The 23,794-nt window shown below is 57.5% G+C and carries 26 protein-coding genes; 10 read left to right on the top strand and 16 right to left on the bottom strand.

Annotated elements, in window-relative coordinates; genetic code table 11:
• From SHIM_RS01125 to SHIM_RS01150, 7 genes are all read right to left on the bottom strand, one after another.
• Positions 1-228 (bottom strand): DUF1127 domain-containing protein, encoded by a 228-nt coding sequence (locus SHIM_RS01125; RefSeq protein ID WP_241488758.1) that lies wholly within the window; start codon positions 226-228, stop codon positions 1-3.
• A gap of 151 nt (positions 229-379) precedes the next feature.
• Complete coding sequence (gene ureC / locus SHIM_RS01130; protein ID WP_054000776.1) at positions 380-2,119, bottom strand: urease subunit alpha; 1,740 nt, start codon at positions 2,117-2,119, stop codon at positions 380-382.
• A 46-nt stretch (positions 2,120-2,165) separates the two neighbouring features.
• Complete coding sequence (locus SHIM_RS20095) at positions 2,166-2,753, bottom strand: hypothetical protein (protein WP_152926365.1); 588 nt, start codon at positions 2,751-2,753, stop codon at positions 2,166-2,168.
• Between the two features lie 26 nt (positions 2,754-2,779).
• On the bottom strand, positions 2,780-3,088 hold the full coding sequence (locus SHIM_RS01140) for an urease subunit beta (protein WP_054000778.1): 309 nt from the start codon (positions 3,086-3,088) through the stop codon (positions 2,780-2,782).
• Entirely contained in the window at positions 3,085-3,252 is a 168-nt protein-coding gene (locus SHIM_RS20290; protein ID WP_193749839.1) for a hypothetical protein, read from the bottom strand. Before SHIM_RS20290 ends, SHIM_RS01140 begins: the two co-directional genes overlap by 4 nt.
• A gap of 15 nt (positions 3,253-3,267) precedes the next feature.
• Positions 3,268-3,570: an urease subunit gamma gene (locus SHIM_RS01145; protein WP_054000779.1), complete on the bottom strand. Its 303-nt coding sequence runs from the start codon at positions 3,568-3,570 to the stop codon at positions 3,268-3,270.
• Positions 3,571-3,573: 3 nt separating this feature from the next.
• Entirely contained in the window at positions 3,574-4,353 is a 780-nt protein-coding gene (locus tag SHIM_RS01150; protein WP_054000780.1) for an urease accessory protein UreD, read from the bottom strand.
• Here SHIM_RS01150 and SHIM_RS20295 point away from each other — a divergent pair.
• Together SHIM_RS20295 and rpe are read left to right on the top strand one after the other, a co-directional pair.
• On the top strand, positions 4,352-4,492 hold the full coding sequence (locus SHIM_RS20295) for a hypothetical protein (protein ID WP_193749840.1): 141 nt from the start codon (positions 4,352-4,354) through the stop codon (positions 4,490-4,492). The genes SHIM_RS01150 and SHIM_RS20295 overlap by 2 nt on opposite strands.
• A 194-nt stretch (positions 4,493-4,686) precedes the next feature.
• Positions 4,687-5,370, top strand: coding sequence for a ribulose-phosphate 3-epimerase (gene rpe / locus SHIM_RS01155; RefSeq protein WP_054000781.1), 684 nt, complete (start codon positions 4,687-4,689; stop codon positions 5,368-5,370).
• A 27-nt stretch (positions 5,371-5,397) separates the two neighbouring features.
• Here the strand turns inward: rpe and SHIM_RS01160 are convergent, their stop codons facing one another.
• Complete coding sequence (locus SHIM_RS01160; protein WP_054000782.1) at positions 5,398-5,910, bottom strand: SH3 domain-containing protein; 513 nt, start codon at positions 5,908-5,910, stop codon at positions 5,398-5,400.
• A 109-nt stretch (positions 5,911-6,019) separates the two neighbouring features.
• On the opposite strand from SHIM_RS01160, the gene SHIM_RS01165 reads away from it, so the two are divergent.
• The 5 genes from SHIM_RS01165 to SHIM_RS01185 all read left to right on the top strand — a co-directional run bounded on the left by SHIM_RS01165 (position 6,020) and on the right by SHIM_RS01185 (position 12,035).
• On the top strand, positions 6,020-7,006 hold the full coding sequence (locus tag SHIM_RS01165) for a 2-hydroxyacid dehydrogenase (RefSeq protein WP_054000783.1): 987 nt from the start codon (positions 6,020-6,022) through the stop codon (positions 7,004-7,006).
• 4 nt (positions 7,007-7,010) lie between these two features.
• The gene (thpR, locus tag SHIM_RS01170) at positions 7,011-7,577 is read left to right on the top strand and encodes an RNA 2',3'-cyclic phosphodiesterase (RefSeq protein ID WP_193749841.1); all 567 of its coding nucleotides are present in this window, start codon (positions 7,011-7,013) and stop codon (positions 7,575-7,577) included.
• 41 nt (positions 7,578-7,618) lie between these two features.
• On the top strand, positions 7,619-9,400 hold the full coding sequence (ggt, locus tag SHIM_RS01175) for a gamma-glutamyltransferase (RefSeq protein ID WP_054000785.1): 1,782 nt from the start codon (positions 7,619-7,621) through the stop codon (positions 9,398-9,400).
• A 66-nt stretch (positions 9,401-9,466) separates the two neighbouring features.
• On the top strand, positions 9,467-10,864 hold the full coding sequence (locus SHIM_RS01180; protein ID WP_054000786.1) for an FAD-binding oxidoreductase: 1,398 nt from the start codon (positions 9,467-9,469) through the stop codon (positions 10,862-10,864).
• Between the two features lie 97 nt (positions 10,865-10,961).
• Complete coding sequence (locus SHIM_RS01185) at positions 10,962-12,035, top strand: NAD-dependent epimerase/dehydratase family protein (RefSeq protein WP_054000787.1); 1,074 nt, start codon at positions 10,962-10,964, stop codon at positions 12,033-12,035.
• A 130-nt stretch (positions 12,036-12,165) separates the two neighbouring features.
• Here the strand turns inward: SHIM_RS01185 and SHIM_RS01190 are convergent, their stop codons facing one another.
• The 3 genes from SHIM_RS01190 to panC all read right to left on the bottom strand — a co-directional run bounded on the left by SHIM_RS01190 (position 12,166) and on the right by panC (position 14,588).
• A complete protein-coding gene (locus SHIM_RS01190; RefSeq protein WP_054000788.1) occupies positions 12,166-12,837 on the bottom strand; it encodes a hypothetical protein in 672 nt (223 codons plus the stop codon).
• A gap of 102 nt (positions 12,838-12,939) precedes the next feature.
• Positions 12,940-13,749, bottom strand: a complete 810-nt coding sequence (gene panB / locus SHIM_RS01195; protein WP_054000789.1) for a 3-methyl-2-oxobutanoate hydroxymethyltransferase — start codon at positions 13,747-13,749, stop codon at positions 12,940-12,942.
• Positions 13,746-14,588 carry a pantoate--beta-alanine ligase gene (gene panC / locus SHIM_RS01200; RefSeq protein WP_054000790.1) on the bottom strand — a complete coding sequence of 281 codons (843 nt, stop codon included), beginning with the start codon at positions 14,586-14,588 and terminating at the stop codon, positions 13,746-13,748. Before panC ends, panB begins: the two co-directional genes overlap by 4 nt.
• A 179-nt stretch (positions 14,589-14,767) precedes the next feature.
• Here panC and SHIM_RS01205 point away from each other — a divergent pair, with 179 nt between their 5' ends.
• A complete protein-coding gene (locus tag SHIM_RS01205) occupies positions 14,768-17,275 on the top strand; it encodes a GcvT family protein (protein ID WP_054000791.1) in 2,508 nt (835 codons plus the stop codon).
• Between the two features lie 509 nt (positions 17,276-17,784).
• Here the strand turns inward: SHIM_RS01205 and SHIM_RS20480 are convergent.
• The 5 genes from SHIM_RS20480 to SHIM_RS01230 all read right to left on the bottom strand — a co-directional run bounded on the left by SHIM_RS20480 (position 17,785) and on the right by SHIM_RS01230 (position 22,591).
• The gene (locus tag SHIM_RS20480; RefSeq protein WP_054000792.1) at positions 17,785-18,561 is read right to left on the bottom strand and encodes an alpha/beta fold hydrolase; all 777 of its coding nucleotides are present in this window, start codon (positions 18,559-18,561) and stop codon (positions 17,785-17,787) included.
• 104 nt (positions 18,562-18,665) lie between these two features.
• Positions 18,666-19,187: an adenylate/guanylate cyclase domain-containing protein gene (locus SHIM_RS20485; protein ID WP_241488759.1), complete on the bottom strand. Its 522-nt coding sequence runs from the start codon at positions 19,185-19,187 to the stop codon at positions 18,666-18,668.
• Positions 19,188-19,595: 408 nt separating this feature from the next.
• A complete protein-coding gene (locus tag SHIM_RS01220) occupies positions 19,596-19,961 on the bottom strand; it encodes a hypothetical protein (RefSeq protein ID WP_054000794.1) in 366 nt (121 codons plus the stop codon).
• A 563-nt stretch (positions 19,962-20,524) separates the two neighbouring features.
• On the bottom strand, positions 20,525-21,259 hold the full coding sequence (locus SHIM_RS01225) for a hypothetical protein (RefSeq protein WP_054000795.1): 735 nt from the start codon (positions 21,257-21,259) through the stop codon (positions 20,525-20,527).
• 450 nt (positions 21,260-21,709) lie between these two features.
• Complete coding sequence (locus SHIM_RS01230) at positions 21,710-22,591, bottom strand: LysR family transcriptional regulator (RefSeq protein WP_054000796.1); 882 nt, start codon at positions 22,589-22,591, stop codon at positions 21,710-21,712.
• A 116-nt stretch (positions 22,592-22,707) separates the two neighbouring features.
• Between SHIM_RS01230 and SHIM_RS01235 the strand changes: the two genes are divergently transcribed.
• Both SHIM_RS01235 and SHIM_RS01240 read left to right on the top strand, forming a co-directional pair.
• Positions 22,708-23,238, top strand: a complete 531-nt coding sequence (locus SHIM_RS01235; protein WP_054000797.1) for a cytochrome b — start codon at positions 22,708-22,710, stop codon at positions 23,236-23,238.
• Between the two features lie 133 nt (positions 23,239-23,371).
• Positions 23,372-23,773 carry a DUF4345 domain-containing protein gene (locus SHIM_RS01240; protein ID WP_054000798.1) on the top strand — a complete coding sequence of 134 codons (402 nt, stop codon included), beginning with the start codon at positions 23,372-23,374 and terminating at the stop codon, positions 23,771-23,773.
• The last annotated feature ends 21 nt before the right edge of the window (positions 23,774-23,794 follow it).

Consider the following 23,794-nt stretch of genomic DNA (forward strand, 5'->3'; position numbering starts at 1 on the left):
TCACAGGTGCATATAGTCGCCAAACACGTGGCGTACGATGTCTTCGCGACGTAGGCCGCGTGCTGCCAGCTGTTCGTCGGACATCGCGTTCAGCGCGTCGACGCGTTTGATGCGGCTGTTGCTTTCCATGATCGCCACGAAGAAGCGGCCGATTGCCTGGAATGGTGCAGCGAATATTTTGCCCAGAGAAATCGGGGCGGTGGTGTGAGTTGTATCTGTCAGTGCCATTTCGAACCTCGTTTGTAAAAACTTTGGTCCTCCCTTGGGTGCAAATATGCGTCAGGTTCGTTGCCATGTGTAGGGTTGCTTTTGTCATAGCTGTCTTGCGTCCGCTGCAACGCAGCATTCTCAAAGGGTTAACGAAGTTCATTTGAGCGCCTCAGAACATGAAATAGCGCTGCGCCATCGGCAGCACTTCGGCAGGTTGACAGGTCAGAAGTTCACCGTCCGCGCGTACCTCATAGGTTTCCGGGTGCACTTCTATTTCAGGCGTAGCGTCATTGAGTTTCAGGTGAGATTTGCCGATGTTGCGGGTGTTTTGCACGGCCAACGTCTGTTTTGCCAAGCCAAGCGACGCACCGATGCTGTCGGCCTGAGCGGCCTCTGACACAAATACTACGGCGGCGTTTTCTACGGCGCGGCCATAGGCGCCGAACATCGGACGGGAATAGACCGGCTGTGGTGTTGGGATCGACGCGTTTGGATCGCCCATTTGCGCACATACAATCGAGCCACCGATCAGCACCATTTCTGGTTTGACGCCAAAGAATGCAGGATTCCAGAGCACAAGGTCAGCACGTTTGCCTTCTTCAATAGAGCCAATGTGCTGGCTGAGGCCGTGCGCAATGGCCGGATTGATGGTGTATTTTGCAATGTAGCGTCGGACGCGGAAATTGTCGTTCTCGCCGGTTTCCTCGGCCAACCGCCCGCGTTGTTTCTTCATCTTGTCTGCGGTTTGCCAAGTGCGGATCAGGACCTCGCCAACGCGGCCCATGGCTTGGCTGTCGGACGCGATGATCGAAAACGCGCCCATATCGTGCAGAATGTCTTCGGCCGCAATCGTTTCACGTCGGATGCGGCTTTCGGCAAAAGCCACGTCTTCGGGAATGGATTTGTCGAGGTGGTGACAGACCATCAGCATGTCGAGATGCTCGTCCACGGTGTTGACTGTGAAGGGCCGCGTCGGGTTGGTGGACGACGGCAGCACGTGTTCTTCGCCGCAAATTTTGATGATGTCGGGGGCGTGTCCGCCGCCTGCGCCTTCGGTGTGGAAGGCGTGGATGGTGCGACCCTTCATGGCGGCCACGGTGTTTTCGACAAAACCGGATTCATTGAGCGTGTCGGTGTGGATCATCACCTGCACATCCATCGCGTCGGCCACCGTCAGACAGCAATCAATCGCGGCGGGCGTGGTGCCCCAGTCTTCGTGCAATTTCAACGCACAGGCGCCGCCTTTGACCTGTTCTTCGAGAGCTGCCGGTAGCGACGCGTTGCCTTTGCCGGCGAAGGCGAGGTTCATTGGAAATGCATCCGCCGATTGCAACATGCGGCCGATGTGCCAAGGACCGGGCGTGCAGGTCGTGGCGAGCGTTCCGTGCGCAGGGCCAGTGCCGCCGCCGAGCATTGTGGTCAGGCCAGAGTGCAGCGCATCCTCGATTTGTTGTGGACAGATGAAGTGGATGTGGCTGTCAAAGCCGCCTGCGGTCAGGATCCTGCCTTCGCCCGCGATGGCCTCGGTGCCAGGCCCGACAATGATGTCGACGCCGGGTTGCGTGTCGGGGTTGCCTGCCTTGCCGATTTTGGCGATGCGCCCGTCGCGCAGGCCAACGTCGGCCTTGTAGATGCCGGAATGGTCCACAATCAGCGCGTTGGTGATAACGGTGTCCACGGCGCCTTCGGCACGGGTGGTTTGGGCTTGGCCCATCCCGTCGCGGATCACTTTGCCGCCGCCAAATTTGACTTCTTCGCCGTAGGCCAGCGCGTTTCCGGCACTGGCGCGTTCGGCTGTTAGGTCGCGTTCGACTTCGATCACGAGATCGGTGTCGGCAAGGCGAAGCTTGTCGCCCACTGTGGGGCCGAACATGGCGGCGTAATCGGAGCGTGAGATTTTTGCGGGCATCAGGTGCGTCTCGTTTTTTGGAGGGGCAGGCGCAGGCGCGCCGCCCTTATGTTTTCTTCTTCGGCTTTGCAGACGGTGGCATGGCCGGCGGCGACGAGGGTAGGCGCGGGCGTTTGCGAGGCGCCGGTTTGGACGTGTCCAGCTTCGCGGGCGCGCTTTGCGCCTTGGCGTCCATTGTCGGCATGGAGGTCTTGGGTTCTGGTTTCGACACATCTGAGACGGCAGTCTTGGCCGTTTTCCGGCGTGGTTTTGCGGTTGCTGCCGATTTTGTGGAGGTCGCAGGCTTTACAACTTTGGCCGTTTTTTCGGCTGTCACTGGTTTGGGGGTAGGCACGGCGGCCTTGGCGACGGGCTTTGGAGGCGCCTCTGCGACAAGAACCGGCTTCTCGACCGGTTTCGGCGTGGGTTTGGCGGCCACAATCGTCTTCTTGACGGCTGGTGCGCGTTTGGGCGCAGCCTTGCGTACAGGCGCTGGTATAACGGTTGATTTGGGCGCGGCGCGGGGCGCGGCAAACGGAGAGATCATAGTGCGGGTAACTGCGTGGGATGCACGCAATTGCCGCTCCATAATGCGCGACATCAGAATGTATCCGGTGAGCGAGGCGGTAATCGGGGCTGTCACAAAAGTCGTCATTGAAGTCTCCTTTGTTGAACATCAGGTCAGGAAAGAGGTCCCATGACCTTTTGGTTGAAACCGAAAATACGCCGCGCGCCACTGATCGGTATCAGGGACACTTCGCGGCGCTGGCCCGGTTCAAACCGCACGGCGGTACCCGCCGCGATATCAAGGCGCTGGCCATGCGCGGCGGCACGGTCAAAATCCAGCGCTGGATTGGTTTCGGCAAAATGATAGTGGCTGCCCACCTGAATTGGCCGGTCGCCGGTGTTGGCGACCATCAAGGTGGTGACTTCTGCACCTTCGTTCAGGGTCAGATCGCCTTCGGCTGGGAGCAGCTCACCGGGGATCATTTGCCGGTGCCCATCCAAAGCGCGAGGCCGCCAATCAAAAGCCCGCCGACCATCATGCCAAGCCAAATTGGATTGTCGGCGTGGGGATTCAGGTGCAGCCCTTCGTGGGCGGCAGCTGGCGAGGCGGCGGTGAGGGCGAAAGTGGCAATGGCGAAACGTTGCATAGAAATCTCCTGCGGTCAGCGAATGGGGTTGTGGACGGTCACAAGTTTGGTGCCGTCGGGAAAGGTAGCTTCGACCTGCACTTCGTGGATCATCTCGGGGATGCCTTCCATGCATTGGTCGCGGGTGATGATTTGAGCGCCTGCCTGCATCATATCCGCCACCGAGCGGCCGTCGCGCGCGCCTTCAACCACGGCGTCAGTGATCAGCGCGATCGCCTCGGGGTGGTTGAGCTTGACGCCCCGTGCAAGGCGTTTGCGGGCCACTTCGGCGGCCATGGCAATCAGCAGTTTGTCTTTTTCTCTTGGCGTGAGTTGCATGTGTCAGAGCATCCAGGTTCGAGGTAGGTCGCCGCCGCGCAATAGGCGCAGGGCGGGAATTAGGGTTTGGCGCAGCGTGTGGCCGTCGTCCGCCAGCAGGCGCGCAAAGATGAGGCCGTCGCGGATCAGGCTGACACCACAGTTGGCAGGTAGAAGATCACGCAAAGGGGCGAGGAAACGGTCGGCATCCGGCGTCGCGTACAGCAGCGCGGCCATGGCACGCGCGCCGCCCGCAATGGTCGGGCGATCCAAATGGGCTTGTACGTCGCCAGAGAAAGCGACGCGGTCAGCAAACAGCAAGCGGGTGTCGCGGCGCAGGGTGATCCGGTCTGACAGAGTGGCGTTGTGAATGGTTTCACCCATAGCGGTGCGGCCAAAGATCATTGGTTCCACCATCAGAAAGTCGGCGTCTGACGCAAGCGAGATGTCCAGAGACCGGTCAAGATGCGCGCCTTCAAAAACGATGGTTTCCTGAGGCAACCAGTTGAGTTTGGCGCCGGTTTCGACGGTGAGGGACGTGTGTACCAGCGCGGGTTTGTGATCGATGCTGCGATAGGCGCGTTCCGCGGCCTGCGTGGTCACTGTCAAATGGCTCTGGGCCCCAGCGATGATTTCGGTGTCGAAGTGATCGCCGCCTGTTAGCCCGCCGGATGTATTCAGCAACACCGCTTCAAGGCTGTCGCGGCCGCGTGGAAAAAGAACACGGGAGGAACCAGATAAGCGAAAATCGTCGAGCACAGTTTGCCCGTCACGGCACTTGCTGCGCACCAAAGCAGTGCCCATGGCGCGCGGCTGGGTCTCGGTGGGTATGGTGGCAAGTGCCGGAATGGTGCTCTCCAGTCGGTTTGCCGAGATCGTGGCGGTGCATTTGCCCAATGAACAGGCAGTTACAGGGGTTCCGTGGGGCGATGGGAGGATGTGATGGACGGAATTGGCTAATTTTTTGGCGACAAAGGCTGGTGTGCTGAAAAATTAGCCTATTTGAGATTTTTGTGATCTTGGCAAAGGCCGTTGCACTTTGACGTGGCACACCGCATTTTCGCGGCACTGTCGAATCGTGTCGTGTTTGCGGTTTGCAGGGTCTTCAAATTATTGCCTCACCGAGGGGAAACATCCATGTCCTTTGACCGTTCCATAAAAATTGCCCCGTCGATCCTATCGTCGGATTTTGCCAACTTTGGTAAAGAAATCCGCGCGATCGAAGATCAGGGTGCTGATTGGGTGCACGTCGATGTGATGGACGGGCATTTTGTGCCGAACCTCACGTTCGGCCCGCCCGCTGTGAAAGCGTTCCGCCCGCACGTGAAAACCTTCATGGATGTGCATCTGATGATTTCGCCTGTGGATCCTTATATCGAAGCCTATGCCGAGGCGGGTGCCGATATGATCACCGCGCATGTGGAGGCCGGACCGCATATTCATCGCACATTGCAGGCAATCAAAGCGCAAGGCGTGAAGGCGGGTGTTGCGCTGAACCCCGGCACGCCGGTTGAAGCCATTTCTGATGTGCTGGATCTGGCGGACATGGTGTTGGTGATGACCGTGAATCCCGGTTTTGGCGGGCAGAAATTCATTCACTCAGGTGTTGAGAAAACGCGCCGTGTGCGTGAGATGATCGGGGATCGCGAGATTCACATCCAAATTGACGGTGGTGTGACGCCCGAAACCGCGCCGTTGGTGGCCGATGCCGGGGCAGATGTTCTGGTGGCAGGGTCCGCAGTGTTCAAGGGCGGATCAGTGCAAGCCCCTGAGGTTTATGGCGCGAACATGCAAGCGATCCGCGACAGCATTTCTAGCTGATGATTTGTGCCTGCCGAAAAGCCGCGCTCAGTCGCGGATTTCGTCAGGCATAACGCCCCAAAGGTGATCTTTGGGCGTCCAGCCCTTGTACCCGCCTGCATTGAGCTTGCACCAGTTGATGGTGCATTCTTCCAGTCGGGCAATCACGCCCAACTCCAAGTTCGCAGTGACCGGTGTGTTTTCCGCCGGGCGCGCCTTGAGTGGCAGCATGTCTGCTTGCACGATCACGGTGCGCACGCCCGATAGAAGTGAATAATGCACCCAGCCGCCCGCGCCTTCGATGTCGCGTACGCGGCGCCAATGTTGGTATTCAGCGGTAATCTGAAGTGGCATGTTGCGTCGGGTAAACACCCAGTCGATGCGGTGGGTGCTGGACGGGCCGCGCCGCACGTTGGCTTTGGGAGCTTTGAGCGACACATAGCGCGGCAGGGGCAGGTTTGTGATCGGTCCACGTTTTTCCTCTGCCGCCACGGCAGAACAAAGCGCCGAAATCAGCGCCGCACTTAGAATTGTGCGCAATATTCGACCTAACAAAACCATCCTGCCTGACATTTTCTGCTCTGGACCTCGCGGGGGTTCTTGTGCCCCGTCGATGTGTGGGGCACTGTGACAGCAACGCGCTGATTTGGAAAGACCGGGAGGCCAATCTATGCCCAAGCAACGTCTGAGTGTTGTCGTGACGCGACGCTTGCCAGAAGCGGTTGAAACGCGGCTGAGTGAACTCTTTGACGTGCAATTGCGCGACAACGATGTCCCGATGAGCCGCGAAGAGTTGGCCGAGGCCATGCGCCGGGCCGACGTATTGGTGCCGACGCTGAGCGACAAGATCGACGCAAATTTGATCGCGCAGGCTGGTGAGCGGCTTAAGTTGATTGCCAACTATGGCGCCGGGGTGGATCACATCGATGTGGCGTCGGCTCGGCAACGTGGGGTTCTGGTGTCCAACACGCCGGGGGTCTCGGCGGATGACACGGCGGACATGGCGCTGGCGCTGATCCTTGGGGTCACAAGGCGGATTGGCGAAGGTTTGTTGCGGATGCAAACCGGCGAATGGGACGGCTGGGCGCCAACTGCATTGCTTGGTGGACGCGTCAGCGGCATGCGGTTGGGTATCCTTGGTATGGGGCGTATCGGCACGGCGGTTGCGCGGCGCGCGCAGGCTTGTGGGATGCAGATACATTACCACAATCGGCGACGTTTACGTCCTGAAATTGAAGAACAATTTGACGCCACCTATTGGGAAAGCCTTGATCAGATGTTGGCGCGGATGGACGTGATTTCGGTCAATTGCCCGCATACACCGTCGACCTTTCACTTGCTGAACGCGCGTCGACTGAAGTTGATGAAACCCGGTTCGGTGATCATCAATACATCGCGCGGTGAAGTGATTGACGAAAATACCATGGTGCGCCTGCTTAAATCCGGCGAGATCGCGGGTGCTGGGCTGGATGTTTATGAACATGGTGCGGAAATTCATCCTGACTTGCGCGGGCTGCCCAACGTGGTGTTGATGCCTCATATGGGGTCCGCAACGATCGAGGGTCGGGTCGAGATGGGTGAGAAAGTGCTCATCAATATCAAGACCTTCGATGATGGGCATCGCCCGCCGGACCTTGTTGTGCCGGCCATGCTCTGAGCCTTTGCGGGCCTTCGTTGCCATTGACCTCAGCGGGCCGGAAGCGGATGCGTTTCTGGACTTGCAGGAGCGGATGGCCGTGGGGCGCGCGGTGCCGGTTTCCAATTTGCATTTGACGCTGGCGTTCCTTGACGAGCAGCCCGAAGCGCTTCTTGAGGCGTTGCATGAGGAGCTCGAGGACTTGCGCTATCCAGCGTTTGATCTGGCGTTTAAAGGCGTGGACCTTTTTGGCGGGGTACGTACCCGTGCGCTGGCGGTTCTGGCGGAACCAGACCCGGTTTTGCGCGACCTGCAATCGGCCGTAAAACGCTGTCTGCATCGCGTCGGTATTGCGTCTGCATCGCGTCGGTGGCGTCCGCACGTCACGCTGAGCCGCCTGAAGGACAGCGGACAGTCGCCCGAGAGGCTTCAGGCCGCTATTTCGCGTGGGGCCACAGCGCAGATTGGGCCGCTGGATGTCACGCAGTTTTCGCTGTTCCGCTCAACGCTCACACCGTCCGGCGCGGTGCATGAAGCGTTGTGTGACTACCCGCTTTTGTCGTTTGAGAATGAAGGTTTTGAAGACGGCTGATCCTGATCTAAGCTGGCCGGGTATTCTTCAGGAGCTTTGTCATGATTTTACGAATTTCAGCAATTGCTGCAGCGCTGGCGATGGGCGCGGTGGCTGCCACGGGCGTGTGGGCGCAGGAGGCGGCAGACGGTGTCGCGCCGGAGGTGTCGACCCAGTTGGGGGCCAATGTGCCGCCGATGCTCAGAGGTTCGGCTGAACGCAAACTAAAAGGCCAGCCGAAGAGTGCCGCGAAGTGGATGATTTCTGCAGCGCATCCGTTGGCCGTTCGGGCAGGTTCAAGAGTGTTGGAGAAAGGCGGCAGCGCGGCGGATGCGATGGTCGCTGCGCAGGCCGTATTGGGTTTGGTTGAACCGCAAAGCTCGGGGCTTGGCGGCGGGGCGTTTCTGGTCTGGTATGACGCGGCCACAGGCGAAGTCACCACGCTTGACGGGCGCGAAACCGCGCCGTTGGCGGCCACGCCGCGCCTGTTTCAGGACGACAAAGGTGAACGGCTGAAATTCTTTGAAGCCGTCGTTGGCGGGCGCAGTGTTGGTGTTCCGGGCACGCCGATGTTGATGCAGGAAGCGCATCGAAAATGGGGGCGCAGCGCGTGGCCAAGCCTGCTTACACCCGCCATTCGTCATGCGGAGAAGGGCTTTCCTGTGTCACGCCGAATGGCGGCCTCGGTGGCGCGGGATGCGGAGCGTTTGGCGTCCCATCCGGTGACGGCGGCCTATTTCCTGCCCGGTGGCACGCCATTGGCGCAGGGCGATATTTTGTTCAACTTGGATTATGCCAAGAGCTTGCGGATTTTGGCCAATGAAGGCGCAGCCCCGTTTTACTCTGGCGAGATTGCCGCCGACATTGTGGACGCGGTCCAAGAGGCCAACAATCCCGGCGTGCTGAGCGCGGTTGATCTGGCGCTGTATCAAGTCAAGGAGCGCGCCGCGGTGTGTGCGACGTATCGCAGGCATGACGTTTGCGGGATGGGGCCTCCGTCTTCTGGTGGTCTGACGGTTGGGCAAATTCTTGGCACGTTGGACAGTTTCAACCTGACCAAGATGGGTCCGGACAGCGCCAAAGCGTGGCGGTTGATCGGGGATGCGTCGCGTTTGGCGTTTGCAGATCGGGGGCGCTACATCGCTGATAGTGATTATGTGCCGGTGCCGGTCAAAGGTCTGTTGGCCGCGGAGTATCTGGAGGGTCGGGCCGAGCTGTTGAAACAGCCAAAGGCCTTGGAGAACGTTGAGGCGGGAACGCCGGAGTTTGATCATGCTTTGAACTTGGCGGACGGTCCAACCTTTGAGCAGCCGTCGACCTCGCACATTTCTATTGTGGACAGCTATGGCAACGCGTTGTCGATGACGACCACAATCGAGAACGGTTTTGGCAGCCGCGTGATGGCGCGTGGGTTCCTACTTAACAACGAGCTCACGGATTTCTCGTTCAGATCCCATATGAAAGGTGTTCCGATCGCCAACCGCGTTGAGCCGGGCAAGCGGCCACGCTCGTCGATGGCGCCGACGATTGTCTTGAAAAACGGCAAGCCGGTTCTGGTTGTCGGGAGCCCCGGTGGTAGCCGGATCATCGGCTATGTTGCCAAGACCATCATTGCCCATCTGGATTGGGGTATGGACGTGCAGGCTGCGATTGACCTGCCCAATAGGGTGAACCGGTTTGGCACCTATGACCTTGAGGATGAGGCGATGAAAGCCGCGCTGGAAGAGGCCGGTTTCGAGGTCAAAGTGCGCGGGTTGAACAGCGGCATTCATGCGATTTCTATTGGAGAAACGCTGCTGGGTGGCGCGGACAATCGGCGCGAAGGGCTTGCCTTTGGGCAGTAGCCTGCTTGACCCAGAGTGAGCGGACGCTTACCCCTTTCGATGAAGCATCGAAAGGGGAGGTTGGCCATGGGGTCTGCAGGGAATTTGCCGCGGAACGAAGACGGCATAAGCGCTGCGCTGGGCGTGTTGAAGCAACAGTTCGGCGAGGCCTTTCACACCGGTCAGTCGATCCGCGAGCAACACGGCCACACCACCACCTGGATCGAGACGCAGGCGCCGGATGCGGTGGTCTTTGCCAAGTCGACGGAAGAAGTCGCCTCTATCGTCAAGGTTTGCGCTGCGCATAAGGTTCCTGTGATTGCCTATGGCACCGGCACATCGTTGGAGGGGCATGTGAATGCGCCAGCGGGGGGCGTGTGTATCGATCTGACCGAGATGAACGCCATCAAAGAGGTGCACGCCGAAGATCTGGATTGTGTGATCCAGCCGGGTGTGACCCGTGAGCAGCTAAACACGTATCTGCGCGATCAGGGGCTGTTTTTCCCGATTGATCCGGGTGCGAATGCGTCATTGGGCGGCATGGCGGCGACGCGGGCCAGCGGTACCAATGCGGTGCGCTATGGCACGATGAAAGACAACGTTCTGGCGCTTGAGGTGGTGTTGCCGAGCGGTGAGGTGATCCGCACAGGCACGCGGGCAAAGAAATCGAGCGCTGGCTATGATTTGACCCGTCTGCTGATTGGGGCCGAAGGCACGCTTGGGGTGATCACCGAGGTCACATTGAAGCTGCAGGGGATTCCTGAGGCGATGTCGTCTGCGCGGTGTTCGTTTGAAACCATCGATGCGGCCTGTCAGGCGGTGATGATGACGATCCAGTACGGCATTCCAGTGGCGCGGATTGAATTGCTGGACACGCTGGCGGTGCAGGCGGCCAATGCCTATTCCAAATTGGATTTGCCAGAGGAGCATTTGTTGTTGCTGGAGTTCCACGGATCAGAGACCGGCGTGGCGGAGCAGGCGGAAATGTTTGGATCTATCGCCGAGGAGTTTGGCGGCAGCGGGTTTGAATGGACCACCAAGGCGGAGGACCGCAATAAGTTGTGGCAGGCGCGGCACGACATGTATTGGGCGGCCTTAGCGTTGCGGCCTGGCACCAAAGGGATTTCCACAGACGTTTGTGTGCCGATTTCGCGGTTGGCTGAATGTGTGACGGCTGCGAAAGACAAGGCTGACGCGCTGGGGTTGATTTCGACCGTGGTGGGCCACGTCGGGGACGGCAATTTTCACATGCTGCCGTTGGTGGATATGGACAACGCCGAGGAAGTGGCGAGCGCGCAAAGCTACGTCAGTTGGCTTAATGAACTGGCAATTTCTATGGGCGGCACTTGTACTGGCGAGCATGGCATTGGTCAGGGCAAGAAGCCGTACCTGCGCAAGGAACTTGGTGGGGCTGTGGACGTGATGGCGGCTGTGAAAGCAGCGATTGATCCGGATGGGATCATGAACCCGGGCAAAATCTTCTGATTGGCGTGATGCGCAAGTCGCTTGGCGCGATTGGCAATTGGCTCGAAGCGCAACCGTGCAATATTGGCGTTAAGAAGTAAAACCAAGGAGCGCCGTTATGTCCGGACGGACGTTTACTGTGAACACCACCAAACCCGTGCTTGTGACAGGCGCGACGGGCTATGTCGCTGGCTGGATTGTCAAAGATTTGCTGGACGCTGGCGCACCCGTACATGCGGCCGTGCGCAATCCCGACAATGGCGCGAAGGTGGCGCATTTGATCGCCATCGCAAAGGACGCGCCGGGGACCCTGAAGCTGTTCAAAAGCGATCTTTTGACAGAGGGGTCCTATGCCGAGGCCATGTCCGGGTGTGAGGTGGTGTTTCACACCGCGTCGCCATTCACGACCTCGGTCAAAGACCCACAGGCAGAGTTGATTGAACCGGCGGTGACCGGCACACGCAATGTGCTTGAGCAGGCCAATCGGTGTGACAGTGTGCAGCGCGTGGTCCTGACCAGTTCCTGTGCTGCGATATATACCGATGCGATTGACACCCAGAACGCGCCGGGTGGGCCGATCACCGAGCAGGTGTGGAACAGCACGGCCACTCTGGATCACCAACCTTATAGCCTGTCAAAAACCTTGGCTGAAAAGGCCGCATGGGAGATTGCCGAAGCGCAGGAGCGCTGGAAGCTTGTGGTGAAAAACCCGTCGTTGGTGATTGGTCCGGCGCTGCAGAAAAGCCCGACGTCGGAGAGTTTCAATCTGGTGAAAATGCTGGCGGGCGGTGCCATGAAAAGGGGTGCGCCGCGCATCGGGATTGGTGTTGTGGATGTACGCGATCTGGCGCGGGCGCATTTGGCGGCGGCGTTTGTGCTGCAAGCCGAAGGGCGGCATATCATTTCAGGATATGACACCGATTTTCTGGAGATGGGTCAGGCGTTGATGGCACGTTTCGGGACGGAGTATGCGCTTCCGAAACGGGCAATGCCGAAATGGCTGGTCTGGTTGGCGGGGCCAAGTCAGGGGATCAGCCGCAAGTTTGTCGCTGGCAATGTGAATGTGGTGTGGCGCGCGGACAATTCAAAAGGCAAAGCGGCGCTGGGCGTTCAGTATCGCCCGATGCAGGAAAGCATGGAAGATATGATGGCGAAGATGATCGAAGACGGAGCCTTTGGCGACCCGTCTTGATGGCACGAAACCAGAGGCGCATGGATCGGGCAGGCGCCTCCGGCGGAGGTATTTTCAGGAACAGAAAAGTGCGGGCGCAGGGCTGGCGGTAGATGTGGTCATCGCTTAGAAATCTGCGCGACTTGGCACGTTAGCCAAGCGTGGCGAGGTATGCGTTACACTCCTCGGCGGTCAATTCAGCCTTCAGCGTTGTGTTGGTGTAGTTGAACTCATAAGAGATCGCCTTTAGCCCTGCCTTGAAGTAGCCTTCCAGATCGACGCAGATCTCTCGACTGGAGTCTGTTTCAGTGGAAAAATCCCAGTCCAAGTGTTCCTGCATCAAGTCATCCGCCTCAAACTCAACGCGTACAACATAGTTCAAAACGTCCTCTCTCAGATCGACGTCAGTCATAATAGTGGTGTCGTCCATGCGTTGGGGGAGTTGCTTTTTGAACTCTCGCAGCTCCGCTTGGAGCATGGACAATGGCGCATAGGTGCTTGGAAAATACACCGTGATGGCAGCGTAAGAAGTGTAGAGGACATTTAGCGACGCAAGAGCAATCGCAATCCAGCCCCAGCCGCCGGGCGTGCGGTTGTTGTAGGCGGACTTCACAAGCGCGCGAAGAAGAATGCAAACCCAAAGAAGGTTCACAGCAATCAGCGCGTAGTGGGCGGTTTCGACCCGATCCCAATTGTCGCCTGGCGTCGTCAAAAAAAGCGTGTTGATGTGTTTGTAGGCTGCAGTGAAGCCAAGGCCGGTTAGTACAAAGCCGAACCAGTAGACTTGAGCAACACTGAATTGCCCATTCAAAAATCCGCGCATCTATCTCTCCCACCTCAGTTTTTTGGAGACCATAGGCGAGAAAGACGGATTTCTAAACACTTTTTACGTGTGCTGATAAAAAACGCCATTACACTTTAGGGCTTAGCGGTAAACTTCGTCGTCGCTCGGAAAGCTGCGGGATTTGACGTCTTCGGCGTATTCGCCAACGGCGCGTTCAATGGCGGGGCCCAAATCGCCGTAAACTTTGACAAACTTGGGTGTCCATTCGTTCAGACCCAGCATGTCCTCGAGCACCAGAATTTGGCCATCACAATCAGCGGATGCGCCGATGCCGATGGTCGGGATTGGCACCTGTTTGGTGATTTTGGCCGCCAGCGGTTCGACCATGCCTTCGAGCACAATGGCAAAGGCGCCGGCCTCTGAGACTTCGGCGGCGTCCGCTTCGTGGATCGCCCATGTGTCCTCATTGCGGCCTTGGGTTTTGAAACCGCCCATGACGTGGCTGGATTGGGGCGTCAGGCCGATGTGGGCCATGACGGGGATGCCGCGCTCGGTCAGGAAGCGGATGGTTTCGGCCATGCGTTTGCCGCCCTCAAGTTTCACCGCGCCGCAACCGGTTTCTTTCATGATTTTGGCGGCGTTGCGGAAGGCGACGGCGGGGCTTTCCTCGTAGGTGCCAAACGGCATGTCCACGACCACCAGCGCTTTTTGCGTGCCGCGCACCACCGCTTTGCCGTGCATGATCATCAAATCAAGCGACACGCCAACGGTGCTTTCCATGCCGTGCATGACCATGCCGAGGCTGTCGCCAACCAAAATGAAATCCGCGTATTTGTCGACAATGGCCGCAGTGTGTGCGTGATAGGAGGTCAGCGAGACAATCGGCTCGCCACCTTTGCGGGCGGCGATCTGGGGCACGGTGGTGCGGCGGATGGGGGTCTGTTTGCTCATGGTGTGACAACCCTTTGGTCAATCAGGAGAATGTCGCCAAACGCGACGGAGATCATGATGGCGGTGGGGCCTTGGAGGGCCCCGTCGATGGCATTCAGCGTTTCGGCCTCGACAATGTCCAGCCCTTTGAGAGAGGCGCGCGGCTCGGTGCCGATGGTGTTGGCGATGATGCTGTGTAGATCGGCGACAGTCGCACCGGTGGCGGCCGCTTCGGCGGCGTCGAGCGAGTGCGAGAGCACCAGAGCGGCGGTGCGGTCCGCGGGTGTCAGGCGCACGTTGCGCGAGGACATGGCCAGCCCGTCGGCCTCGCGCACAGTGGGCGCGCCGATGATGGTCAGGGGCATGTGCAGATCAGCAACCATGCGTTTGATGATCTGGAGCTGCTGGTAGTCTTTTTCGCCAAACACGGCGACATCAGGCGTCACGATGTTGAAGAGCCGCGTCACAACTGTGGCCACGCCGCGAAAATGGCCGGGGCGGACGAGGCCGTGCAGCATGTTGGCCATGCGGGTGGTTTCCACGATGGTTTCATCACCCGCCGGATACATGGTGTCCACGTCCGGCATAAAGACCAGAGCGACGCCAGCGTCCTTTAGCATCGCCAGATCGCGTGTCTCGTTGCGCGGATAGGCGTCAAGATCGCCGGTGTCGCCAAACTGGCTGGGGTTCACGAAGATCGACACCACTACGGCGTCGGCATTGTCTTGCGCGGTGGCCACAAGGCGCATGTGGCCTGCGTGCAGGAACCCCATTGTGGGCACCATGCCGATGGTCTGGCCTTTGGCGCGCAAATCCGCGATGGCGGCGCGGCAGTCTGCTACAGAGCGGCAAATCAGCATTCTCGCCTGTCTCCCTGAAAGTTGGTTTCGGGGTCTAGCGCCCACGCCGCGACGCAGCAAGGCTTTTTGCTGCAACGTGGCGTCGCAATTGCGATATCAAGCGTCGGCTGGACCCTGAGATTTTGCGCCAATCCGGTAATGTCGGCCCAAAGACCACTTTGCGGGGAGTCGCCGAAGCGATGAAAACCAATGTAAAAGCCCTTGTTGTTGGCGGCGGCGCCGTTGGCACGTCGATTGCGTATCACCTTGCCAAGGCGGGTTGGGATGATGTGATGTTGATCGAACGCGACGAGTTGACGTCCGGCTCGACGTGGCATGCTGCCGGCTTGCTGCCGCTCTTTAATATGTCTTATGCGACGACCCACATTCATCAGTATTCTGTGGATTTCTATAAGCAACTTGAGGCGGAGACCGGGTTAAACGCGGGCTTTGCTGTTGTGGGAAATCTGCGCATGGCGCAGACGCAGGAGCGGATGGACGAGTATATGCTGTATGCCTCGACCGCCGAGACCTGTGGCGTGGCCTATGAATGGTTGACGCCCGACCAAATCAAGGGCCGCTGGCCGCTGATTGAGACCGGTGATCTTAAAGGTGCGATTTACCACACAGAGGACGGGTATATTAACCCCGCCGATGTGACGCAGGCGATGGCCAAAGGCGCGCGCCAGCGGGGCGTGATGATCGAGCGTAAGTGGCAGGCGGACGGGTTCCATTGGAACGGTGATGCTTGGGAAGTGACCCTGACCAAGATGGTCGAGAAGGGCGGCAACCTGATTGCCAGTGACGAGCAGGTTGTTGTGACGGCAGAGCATGTTGTGACCGCATCCGGTAACCACGCACAGCGTACGGCGAAGATGCTGGGCGTCAAGATGCCCGCCATTCCGGTAGAGCATACCTTTATCGTCATGGACAAAGACCCTGAGTTGGTGAAATGGCGGGAGGCGGGCAATCCGGAACATCCGGTGGTGCGCGATGCCGACAATGAATCCTATGCCCGCGAAGAGCGTGGCGGTTGGATCCTTGGCATCTATGAAAAAGGCGCGCCTGCGCGGTTTGAACACGGCGTGCCGGACAGCTTCCGTGCCGATTTGTTCCCGCTCGATCTGGACCGGATTGCAGATCAGTATATGGCGATGGCCGAACGTGTGCCGTCTTGTGCTGATAGCGGTCTGAAAGACGATTTCAACGGACCGATTTGTTACACGCCCGATGGCAACCCGTTGGTTGGACCTGCACCGGGCTTGCGCAACATGTGGCTGGCGGAAGGATTCTCGTTTGGCATCACCGCGGCGGGCGGCACAGGCTATTACCTTGCGCAGATGATGGTGGATGGCGAAGCTGAAATCGACATGGCGTCGCTTGACCCCAAACGGTATTCGCAGGGCTGGATGACCACCGAATTTGCGGCGCGCAAGAATGAAGAGTGCTATGAGCACGTTTATATTCTGCACCACCCTGACGAAGAACGCCCAGCGGCGCGGCCGTTGCGAACAGCGCCGGCGTTTGATCGGCAAAAAGCGCAGGGCGCGCAGTTTGGCTGGGTGAACGGTTGGGAGCGTCCGAACTACTACGGGCCGCTTGATGCGCCATCAAATTTCGACCATGACGCGCGCAGTTTCCGCCGTGGCGGATGGTGGCAACACGCCGTTGATGAGGCGAAAGCGATCCGTGAGGGCGTTGGTCTGATTGATGCGACGGCGTTCACCAAACACGTTGTCAAAGGCCCCGGTGCGACGGCGTTTCTGGATTGGTTCACCTGCAACAAACTGCCGAAAGTTGGACGTATCAACCTGACTTATGCGCTGACCAGTCATGGCACGACGCGCACGGAATACACCATCGTGCGCAACGGCGAGAATACCTATTACCTCGTGTCTGCGGGCGCGTGGACGGAATATGACGCGGATTTCCTGCGCAAAGCTGCCGAAGATAAGATGGAAGAGTTCGGTTACATCGAAATTCAGGATGTGACGACGCAGTGGGGTGTGTTTGCCATTGCTGGCCCCAAAACCCGTGATGTACTGAATAAGGTGATTGTTGATGCGGACCCCGCAACAGCGCTGACCAACAAACGGTTTCCTTGGTTGTCGGCGCGCCAGATCGAGTTGGGCATGTGCCCAGTGAATGCGATCCGCGTGGCTTACACCGGAGAGCTTGGCTGGGAGTTGCATCACCCGATCGAGATGCAGAATTATCTTTGGGATCTGCTGGTTGAGGCCGGTGCCGAATTTGACATGAAACTTGTTGGAGCGCGGGCACAGAACTGGTTGCGGCAAGAGAAGAGTTATCGTGCGTTTGGCAACGAACTGGGCCGTGATGCGACCCCTGCCGAGGCTGATTTGCCGCGGTTTATCGACCTGTCCAAAGAGTTCCACGGCAAGGCCGAGATGGAAGCCAAAGGCATCCGCAGCAAATGCATGACGGTGCTGATCGACGGGCCAGAAGACGCGGATCCGTGGGGGCGTGAGGTGCTTTATACCGAGGACGGCACGCGCGTAGGACGTTTGACATCGGGCGGCTATTCGGTGGCGTTCGAAAAATCCATCGGCATGGGTTATGTGCGGCCTGATCTGGCGGTGGAAGGCACCAAATTGAAGGTCAAGATGCAGGACCAGCTGTGGGATGCGGTTGTGACTTGCGACAGTCCGTATGATCCGAAAAACGAGACCATCCGCAAGGACGGGTGATGTTGTTTTTAAAGACTGAAAAGGCGGCCTTGAGGGTCGCCTTTTTTTGTGGGGTTGAGGGAGGGCGCCGCCAAGGCTCGGCTTTGGCGCTGGCATACAGCGCGACACCTAGATGAGAGGGGGGTAGCTTTGCGGGGCAAAGCTGCCGTTCCAAAACGAACAATCAAGGACCGCTCCCAGCCCTCTTGAGACATTCACACCAGGCTCAGCACGCACTCCGCTGCAGACGCAAAATGAAGGGGCGTATTCCCGGAAGCGGACCTTCGGTGAGGCAATTTGGATTTTTCTGATGCCGCAACCTCACCGACGTCAGCTCTGCGCAGATAGCGGAGTTTGCAAAGTCGGGTTTAGCAAGAGCCTGGATCAGGTTGATCGGCCCACTTCGGACCTTGGCGGTCACCGCAACGAATGACGGCTTGAGCCTTTTCTGACTTCCTGCGATCTGCTGGCCTCGAATTGATGCAGTCCGCGGCGAACGCTATTTGGACTGCCGTGAGCTTGTCTTCTGATCAGGACTTTTTCTCGTCCGCATGCTCGGCGATGAACGCGTGCACTTCTTCGAAGAATAGTTTGAAGCAAGGCTCACTTTCCAACGCCACGTGGCTGTTTCCCGGCAGTTTTACAAACTGGGCACCGGGGATTGCCCGGGCCAAAAGTTGACCTTCCTCAATGGGTGCGACCTGATCGCCCTCGATATGGAGAACGAGTGTAGGTACGTCGAGTTGGCGTGCCACCTCGAGAAGGTCCATTCGACTATTCATGTCTGTTATACGTAGCGCGTTTTCGCTGGAACAACTCATCCGTTGTAATTCGTCGAAACTATCGCGAATATCTTTAGAAGCATCGGGCACAAAGCCTGATGCGAAGAATTGGCGATAAATTGGATTGGGCGATCCCCAACCTTCGCGCATCATCATCCGCGACGTTTCGCGATAGGTTTCGTACTCAGGGTTACCGCGCATCGCCGTTCCGCGGCCAAACCCGCCAAACAAGACGAGGCAGGAAACCCGTTCCGGGTGTTTGGCCGCATAGTTGATAGAAAACCCCGCCCCCTGACTGATGCCGAAGAGCGCAAACCGGTCTAGGCCAGATGCCGCTACAACAGCTTCCATGTCCTGCGTCATTGCCTCAAATGAGATCGTCTCGACGTCCCAATCCGACAGCCCATTTCCACGTTGATCAAAACGAACCATCTGGTTCTCTTGTGCGAACTTGGCAAGAAACGGTCCCCAGAACGGGCTACCCCATTCATATTCGATGTGATTGAGATAGTTAGGCGCCTTCAATACTGGTGGTCCTTCGCCAACACAGGCCCACGCAATCTGCGTTCCGTCCTCGGAACTGCAGTACTTCACACGCTGTTGCAGGGCGATCTCAGGCTTTTTGCGCTCTATTGGCGCATCTGGCGTCCACTGCCAGACCCGAATGGGCCGCGAGATGTTCTTGACTCTTTGTCCACCCATGTCCCGAAAAATTTCTGACCCTGCTCGTTTACGGCCTGATGGACTATATAAGAAATACACACGCCGCCCGGCTCTGCCAGCCCCTCAAGGCGTGCGGCCACATTTACGCCATCCCCGAATATGTCATTGTCATCGAAAACAATGTCACCAAGATATATGCCGACCCGGTATTTGATCCGCCGCTGTTCATCTGCATCCGTTTCTCGCTGCGTCATTTCCGTTTGGATATCGATGGCACATCGCACAGCATCCTGGGCCGAGGAAAACTCTGCTAGCATCCCATCGCCGGTCGTTTTGATGATCCGGCCCCGGTGGCGTGACATTTCTGGATCAATCACTTCCCGTCGGTGAGTTTTCTGTCGGGCAAGAATGCCATCCTCATCGGTTTCCATTAGGCGCGAGTAACCGACCATATCAGCTACAAGTACTGCGGCTAGACGACGTTCCATATGAAGCCTCCGAATTTCAGATAACAAAGGGCGTATGCAAAAAGAAAACAAGGCATGATAGCAGATCTCCCGCGGTCGAGCACGCTACTGCTGCGTAAACCGCTCTTCAGAGCGTCGGCGGCTGAGTTCCACACCGGGCATTCGTGCTGACCGCAGCGAATGTCTGGAAACCGCCCTTTCGTGCTCGAAACGCCCACCATGCTGCACTCCGAACCGATGTCGTAGAAGGGCTGGCACCTGCCGGTCGGTGTAGCCGCGCCAGCACGTCCAAGACGAAAATTTAGTGCTGCAGCGCCGCAAGGTAACTTCGAGCCCATGTTGCCAACTTGATCCTTGTTACACGCCGAAAAAAACGGTTGCAGTCACCGGTCGATCATTGCCCTTGGCAAATAGAAAGCAACCTCTTGGTCATTGCAGATGTATCATCATGGCGAACACATCTTCGTTGCCGATTACCTCCGCAGTATGCCCCTTTCCAACGGTGTCCTCCATCAAAACCACATCACCTGGTTTCAAATTCATGCGTGTGCCGTCGCTGGTGCAGCCACTAAAATCACCAGACAACGTGACAAACAGTTGGCGGCGCGGTGTGGGATGCAGTTCGCTCGTCCATCCCGCCGGAAAACGCACGTAAATAGTTCCAGTGACTTCTGTCCGATCAGAAATTCCAAAGGCTGGGGCGGGCGGCGCGTAGTCAACGGGATTGAAATCTACAGACATTTCTTCGACGCAGCTTTCGCCATTTTCGTCTGCGTACAATCTTAAATACTTCACTGGACCTCTCCTTTAATAATTCTCTAAGTTGGGCGCAGGACGAGCAGTTCGGGATCAACCGGACATCCCCCTTTGGCACCATTCAATTGAGACTAGCAAAGTATCGTTGAGAGGTCGCGGCTTGATCCGCGGGCCATTCCTCAAACGGTGTTCCGTCCGCACTGCTGCTCCCCAACCCCCAAGTTTCGCTGCAACTCCCATCGATGACCGCTTCTCACGCGGCATCGCAGCGATCGCGAGCTGTGCTCCCAGGCCGTTCGCCAGACTTTGCAAAGTACGCTATCTGCGCAGAGCCGCCATTAAGGCTTGTCGCAGCTAATGGCCGCTAACCGCCCAAATGTCGCTTGGCCATGTCCGCTTCGGGCTGGGAGCCGCCATTAGACGAGTTTTGAGCCATCGTCAGTTCAGGGCCGTTCGCGACGTCCGGGGTCCTTGACGTAGATGGCGGCTATGCGCAGCAAAGCTACCTTTGCAGAGTTTCGCAGGCGGCCCATTCCGGACCTGGGTGGGCGTGTTGTCTTGTTCTCAGCAAATGGATTGAATGAAGGGCGTTATTATTCGCTTCAGTTACAGGCGGCTGCGGCCGTCCTCATCACCTCATCGGCGATCGTTGAAACCTTGTCACGTAACCAAATGTGGGCCGGATCGTTGGTGCTGCATTGATGCCAGCTTATGTATATTGTCATTGGATCTGAAGACTTTGGTAAAGGCGCCATTTCGAGCTCGCTCAGGACACTCAGTTTCATGAGGTTCATTTCCGTTGCAAGAAACTCTAACCCTTTGACGAATGAGGGATTGAGTTGAAGTTTGGCACTGATATGCGCGTCGCGAATTCCTGATTTATCTATTCCGGAAAGTGCCCTTAAAGATGTCCCACCATCCGCAAGCCGCGCTGCAAGGTGGTCCGCCTGACAATACGCCTGCCATGTCCCAGGAGCATTTCGAACTGACCCGTCGAAAAAACACATCATCTGTCCGTGCAGAATCGGCTTTTTCACAATGTCCGTTGCGTCGGGTGGGAACGGTGTCAGCGCAAGATGACAGCGACCTTCGCGCACCACACCCGCAGTTGGATGACCGGAGAGTATAATCTCGAACGCGGCCGACACACCGTCACCACGCAGTTCGCGCAACAACTGCGGAAAAATCAAATCGCGTTGCATGTCATTTGCCGCCACTATGAAAAAGGGGTCTTCAGTCTCTGGTTTGAAGTCGCGCTCGAAAGTGAGTTTCTGGAGGGTCTCCAGTGCATTTTGCACCGGAATCCCTAAAGAGTTCGCGGGTTTCGTTGGCTGCATTGCCTGACCCGAACGTACAAAAAGAGGATCGTCAAAAATTCCCTGAGGCGAGCGAGCGCATGGCTGATCGTTGATTGAGCAACCCCAAGGTGATTGCATTCTTAGGAAAGTTCAACGTCCTCATACGCCATTACGGACCCAGCCAAATGGTCAGCGACGGCGAATACGGCCACGATTTGACCCAGTCTATCCGAAAGGTGGAAGAGGTGCGTCAAGCACAAGCTCTGCCATGGGGATGTTCAACAATCTCAACTCGGGAGCTTGAGCCTTTTTAGGCCTCCAAGCAAAGTTTAAAACTAATGTTGAGCAGGTTGGAACGCATAGGAGACCTTGCTGCAAAACGCGGCGAATTCTCACTTACCGCCCGTTTTGCAGAGTGTCACGAACGGCCCAATCCAGAAGTCCAATTCCGCGACCTGCGCTGCGGATTCACTGTAGCGGACATTGAAATTACCTCTGTTTCCGCAAGGATCGCAACTCTTTCGCCAGAAAGTCCACAAATCGTCTAACGCGGACGGTTTTTCTCAAATCCGAGTGCAACAAAATCCACAGAGACGGACCAGACGTTAATGCTGTTCCGGGCATTCGACGCAGGTTTGGGAAAACCGTTTCGAACAGTACCGGCATATGGGCCATGCCTAAGCCCAGCGTCACCAAACGCGTGCGCATGTAGCCGTCGGCGACTTCGTGGCGGATGGTCGCATTTGGGAATGGCTCAGCAGACAATCCACCAAATGCGGCGCCACTGGCTGGCAAGCCAATCCATGTAAGGCCCTCGCCATCAAGGCCGGCGTGCGGAACGACCTGTTCGAGATACTCCTTGCTGGCATATACGCCCAGATCAAATTGAAGGACCTTTTGCGCAACGACGTCATCAGCCACATCACGGGCGGCCCGCAAAGATACATCGGTTTCATCGTTCAGGATCGACTCGACCTCTGTGGTTAGGCGGAGTTCGATGTCGATTTCCGGATAGCGATCACTGAAACGCGTGATCATGGGGGCAACGATGTCGTAAGCCAAGGTGGGGGTCAGGGAGAAGCGGATCTTGCCCGTTTCGCTTCGGTCCAATCCTTCCACATGCTTGCGGGCCGCGATGACCTCGCGTTCTGCGGCCTCTGCCATAGGCAAGAGTGCCTCACCAAACTCGGTCAGCGTGAACCCGCGTCTGGACCGGTGGAATAGGCGCACGCCATAACTTGCCTCCAGCGTCTGGATGTTGCGGTTGATTGTGCCGTAATTCGCGCCGATCAACTGTGCGGCGGCCCGTAGGCTTCCTGCGCGCGCCACAGCAAGAAAGTGGGGTAGGAGTTCCCAGTCAAAAGTTCTCATGTTTCTCTCATGTAACATGGTGTTCAATCTGTTTCATATCAGGTGTGATTGAGGCTTGATATAGAAAGCTCAAATGTCCCGTCGCGCACGGGCGTGATCCCTTCAGGAGTTGAGATATGAAACGCTACCATCCCGTTCTCGTTGGTCTACATTGGCTTGTTGCGGCCATGATCATCATCGCCTTGTTCATTGGCGGTCCCGGATTGGTCGCCTTGGAGAACGACGACCCCACCAAATTATTTGGGCTGACAGGTCACATGATCTGGGGGCTGGTCGTCGGAGCGTTCATGCTTGTTCGATTGACCATGCGGCTGCTCTCCAGCAATCCGCCCGCTGCGGATGCTGGAAAAAAAGTGCTGAACTCAGGCGCGAAGGCGGCCCATCTCGGCCTCTATGTTCTTGTCCTTGCCATGGTCGCCAGCGGTATTGGCATCGCAATATCAGCTGACTTGTTTGAAATCGCTTTTGGTCAATCCGGCGCGCCTTTGCCTGCTGATTTCAGTGTGTTCAAGGCCCGGATGGTGCATGGGGCCATCGCGACGTTGCTGATGATCCTGATCGCTATGCATGTTGCGGGTTGGGCCTATCACCAGTTCTATCTGCGTGACGGCTTGATCCGCCGGATGTGGTTCGGGAAACGTATGTGACACACGACACCGATCCATTCCGGCCGGTTAATGCGTCGCAGAGCTCGTCGGTGCTGGCAGGGACTTTCGAACAATGTCCTTGAAGCGCCGGACGACTTCATGTTCACGTTTGCGATAAAGCGGGAGAAATAAAATGGAAATATTCCAAATAGTCGTACTGGTTGCATCGGGGGCGTTGTTGGTCTTTGCGGGGATGGGACGCCTTGTAAAGCCTGAGGGGTCCGTTTGTCTGGACACCTATCTTGCGGATGCTGCGAACGATCTGCGCAGTGACCCGGACCTTATTAGTGAAATGCGCGGCGCGGGTGTGATTACCGCAGTTTTCGGCGCAATCATCTTGCTTGGCGTGGTGAGCCCGGATTTCAGGCTGACATCGTTTGTTTGCGCAACGGTGTTTTATCTGGGCTATGCTTTTGGACGAGGCTTTAGCTGGATCAAAGATGGCAAGCCGACCAAACGGACTAGATTGGGATTTGGTTTTGAAGCTGTCCTGGGCACCCTCAGCGCAATTTGCCTCATCAACATTCTGGGCTGACTGACCTATCAGCCGCGGGCG

Source organism: Shimia sp. SK013 (assembly GCF_001292625.1).
Lineage (GTDB): Bacteria > Pseudomonadota > Alphaproteobacteria > Rhodobacterales > Rhodobacteraceae > Shimia.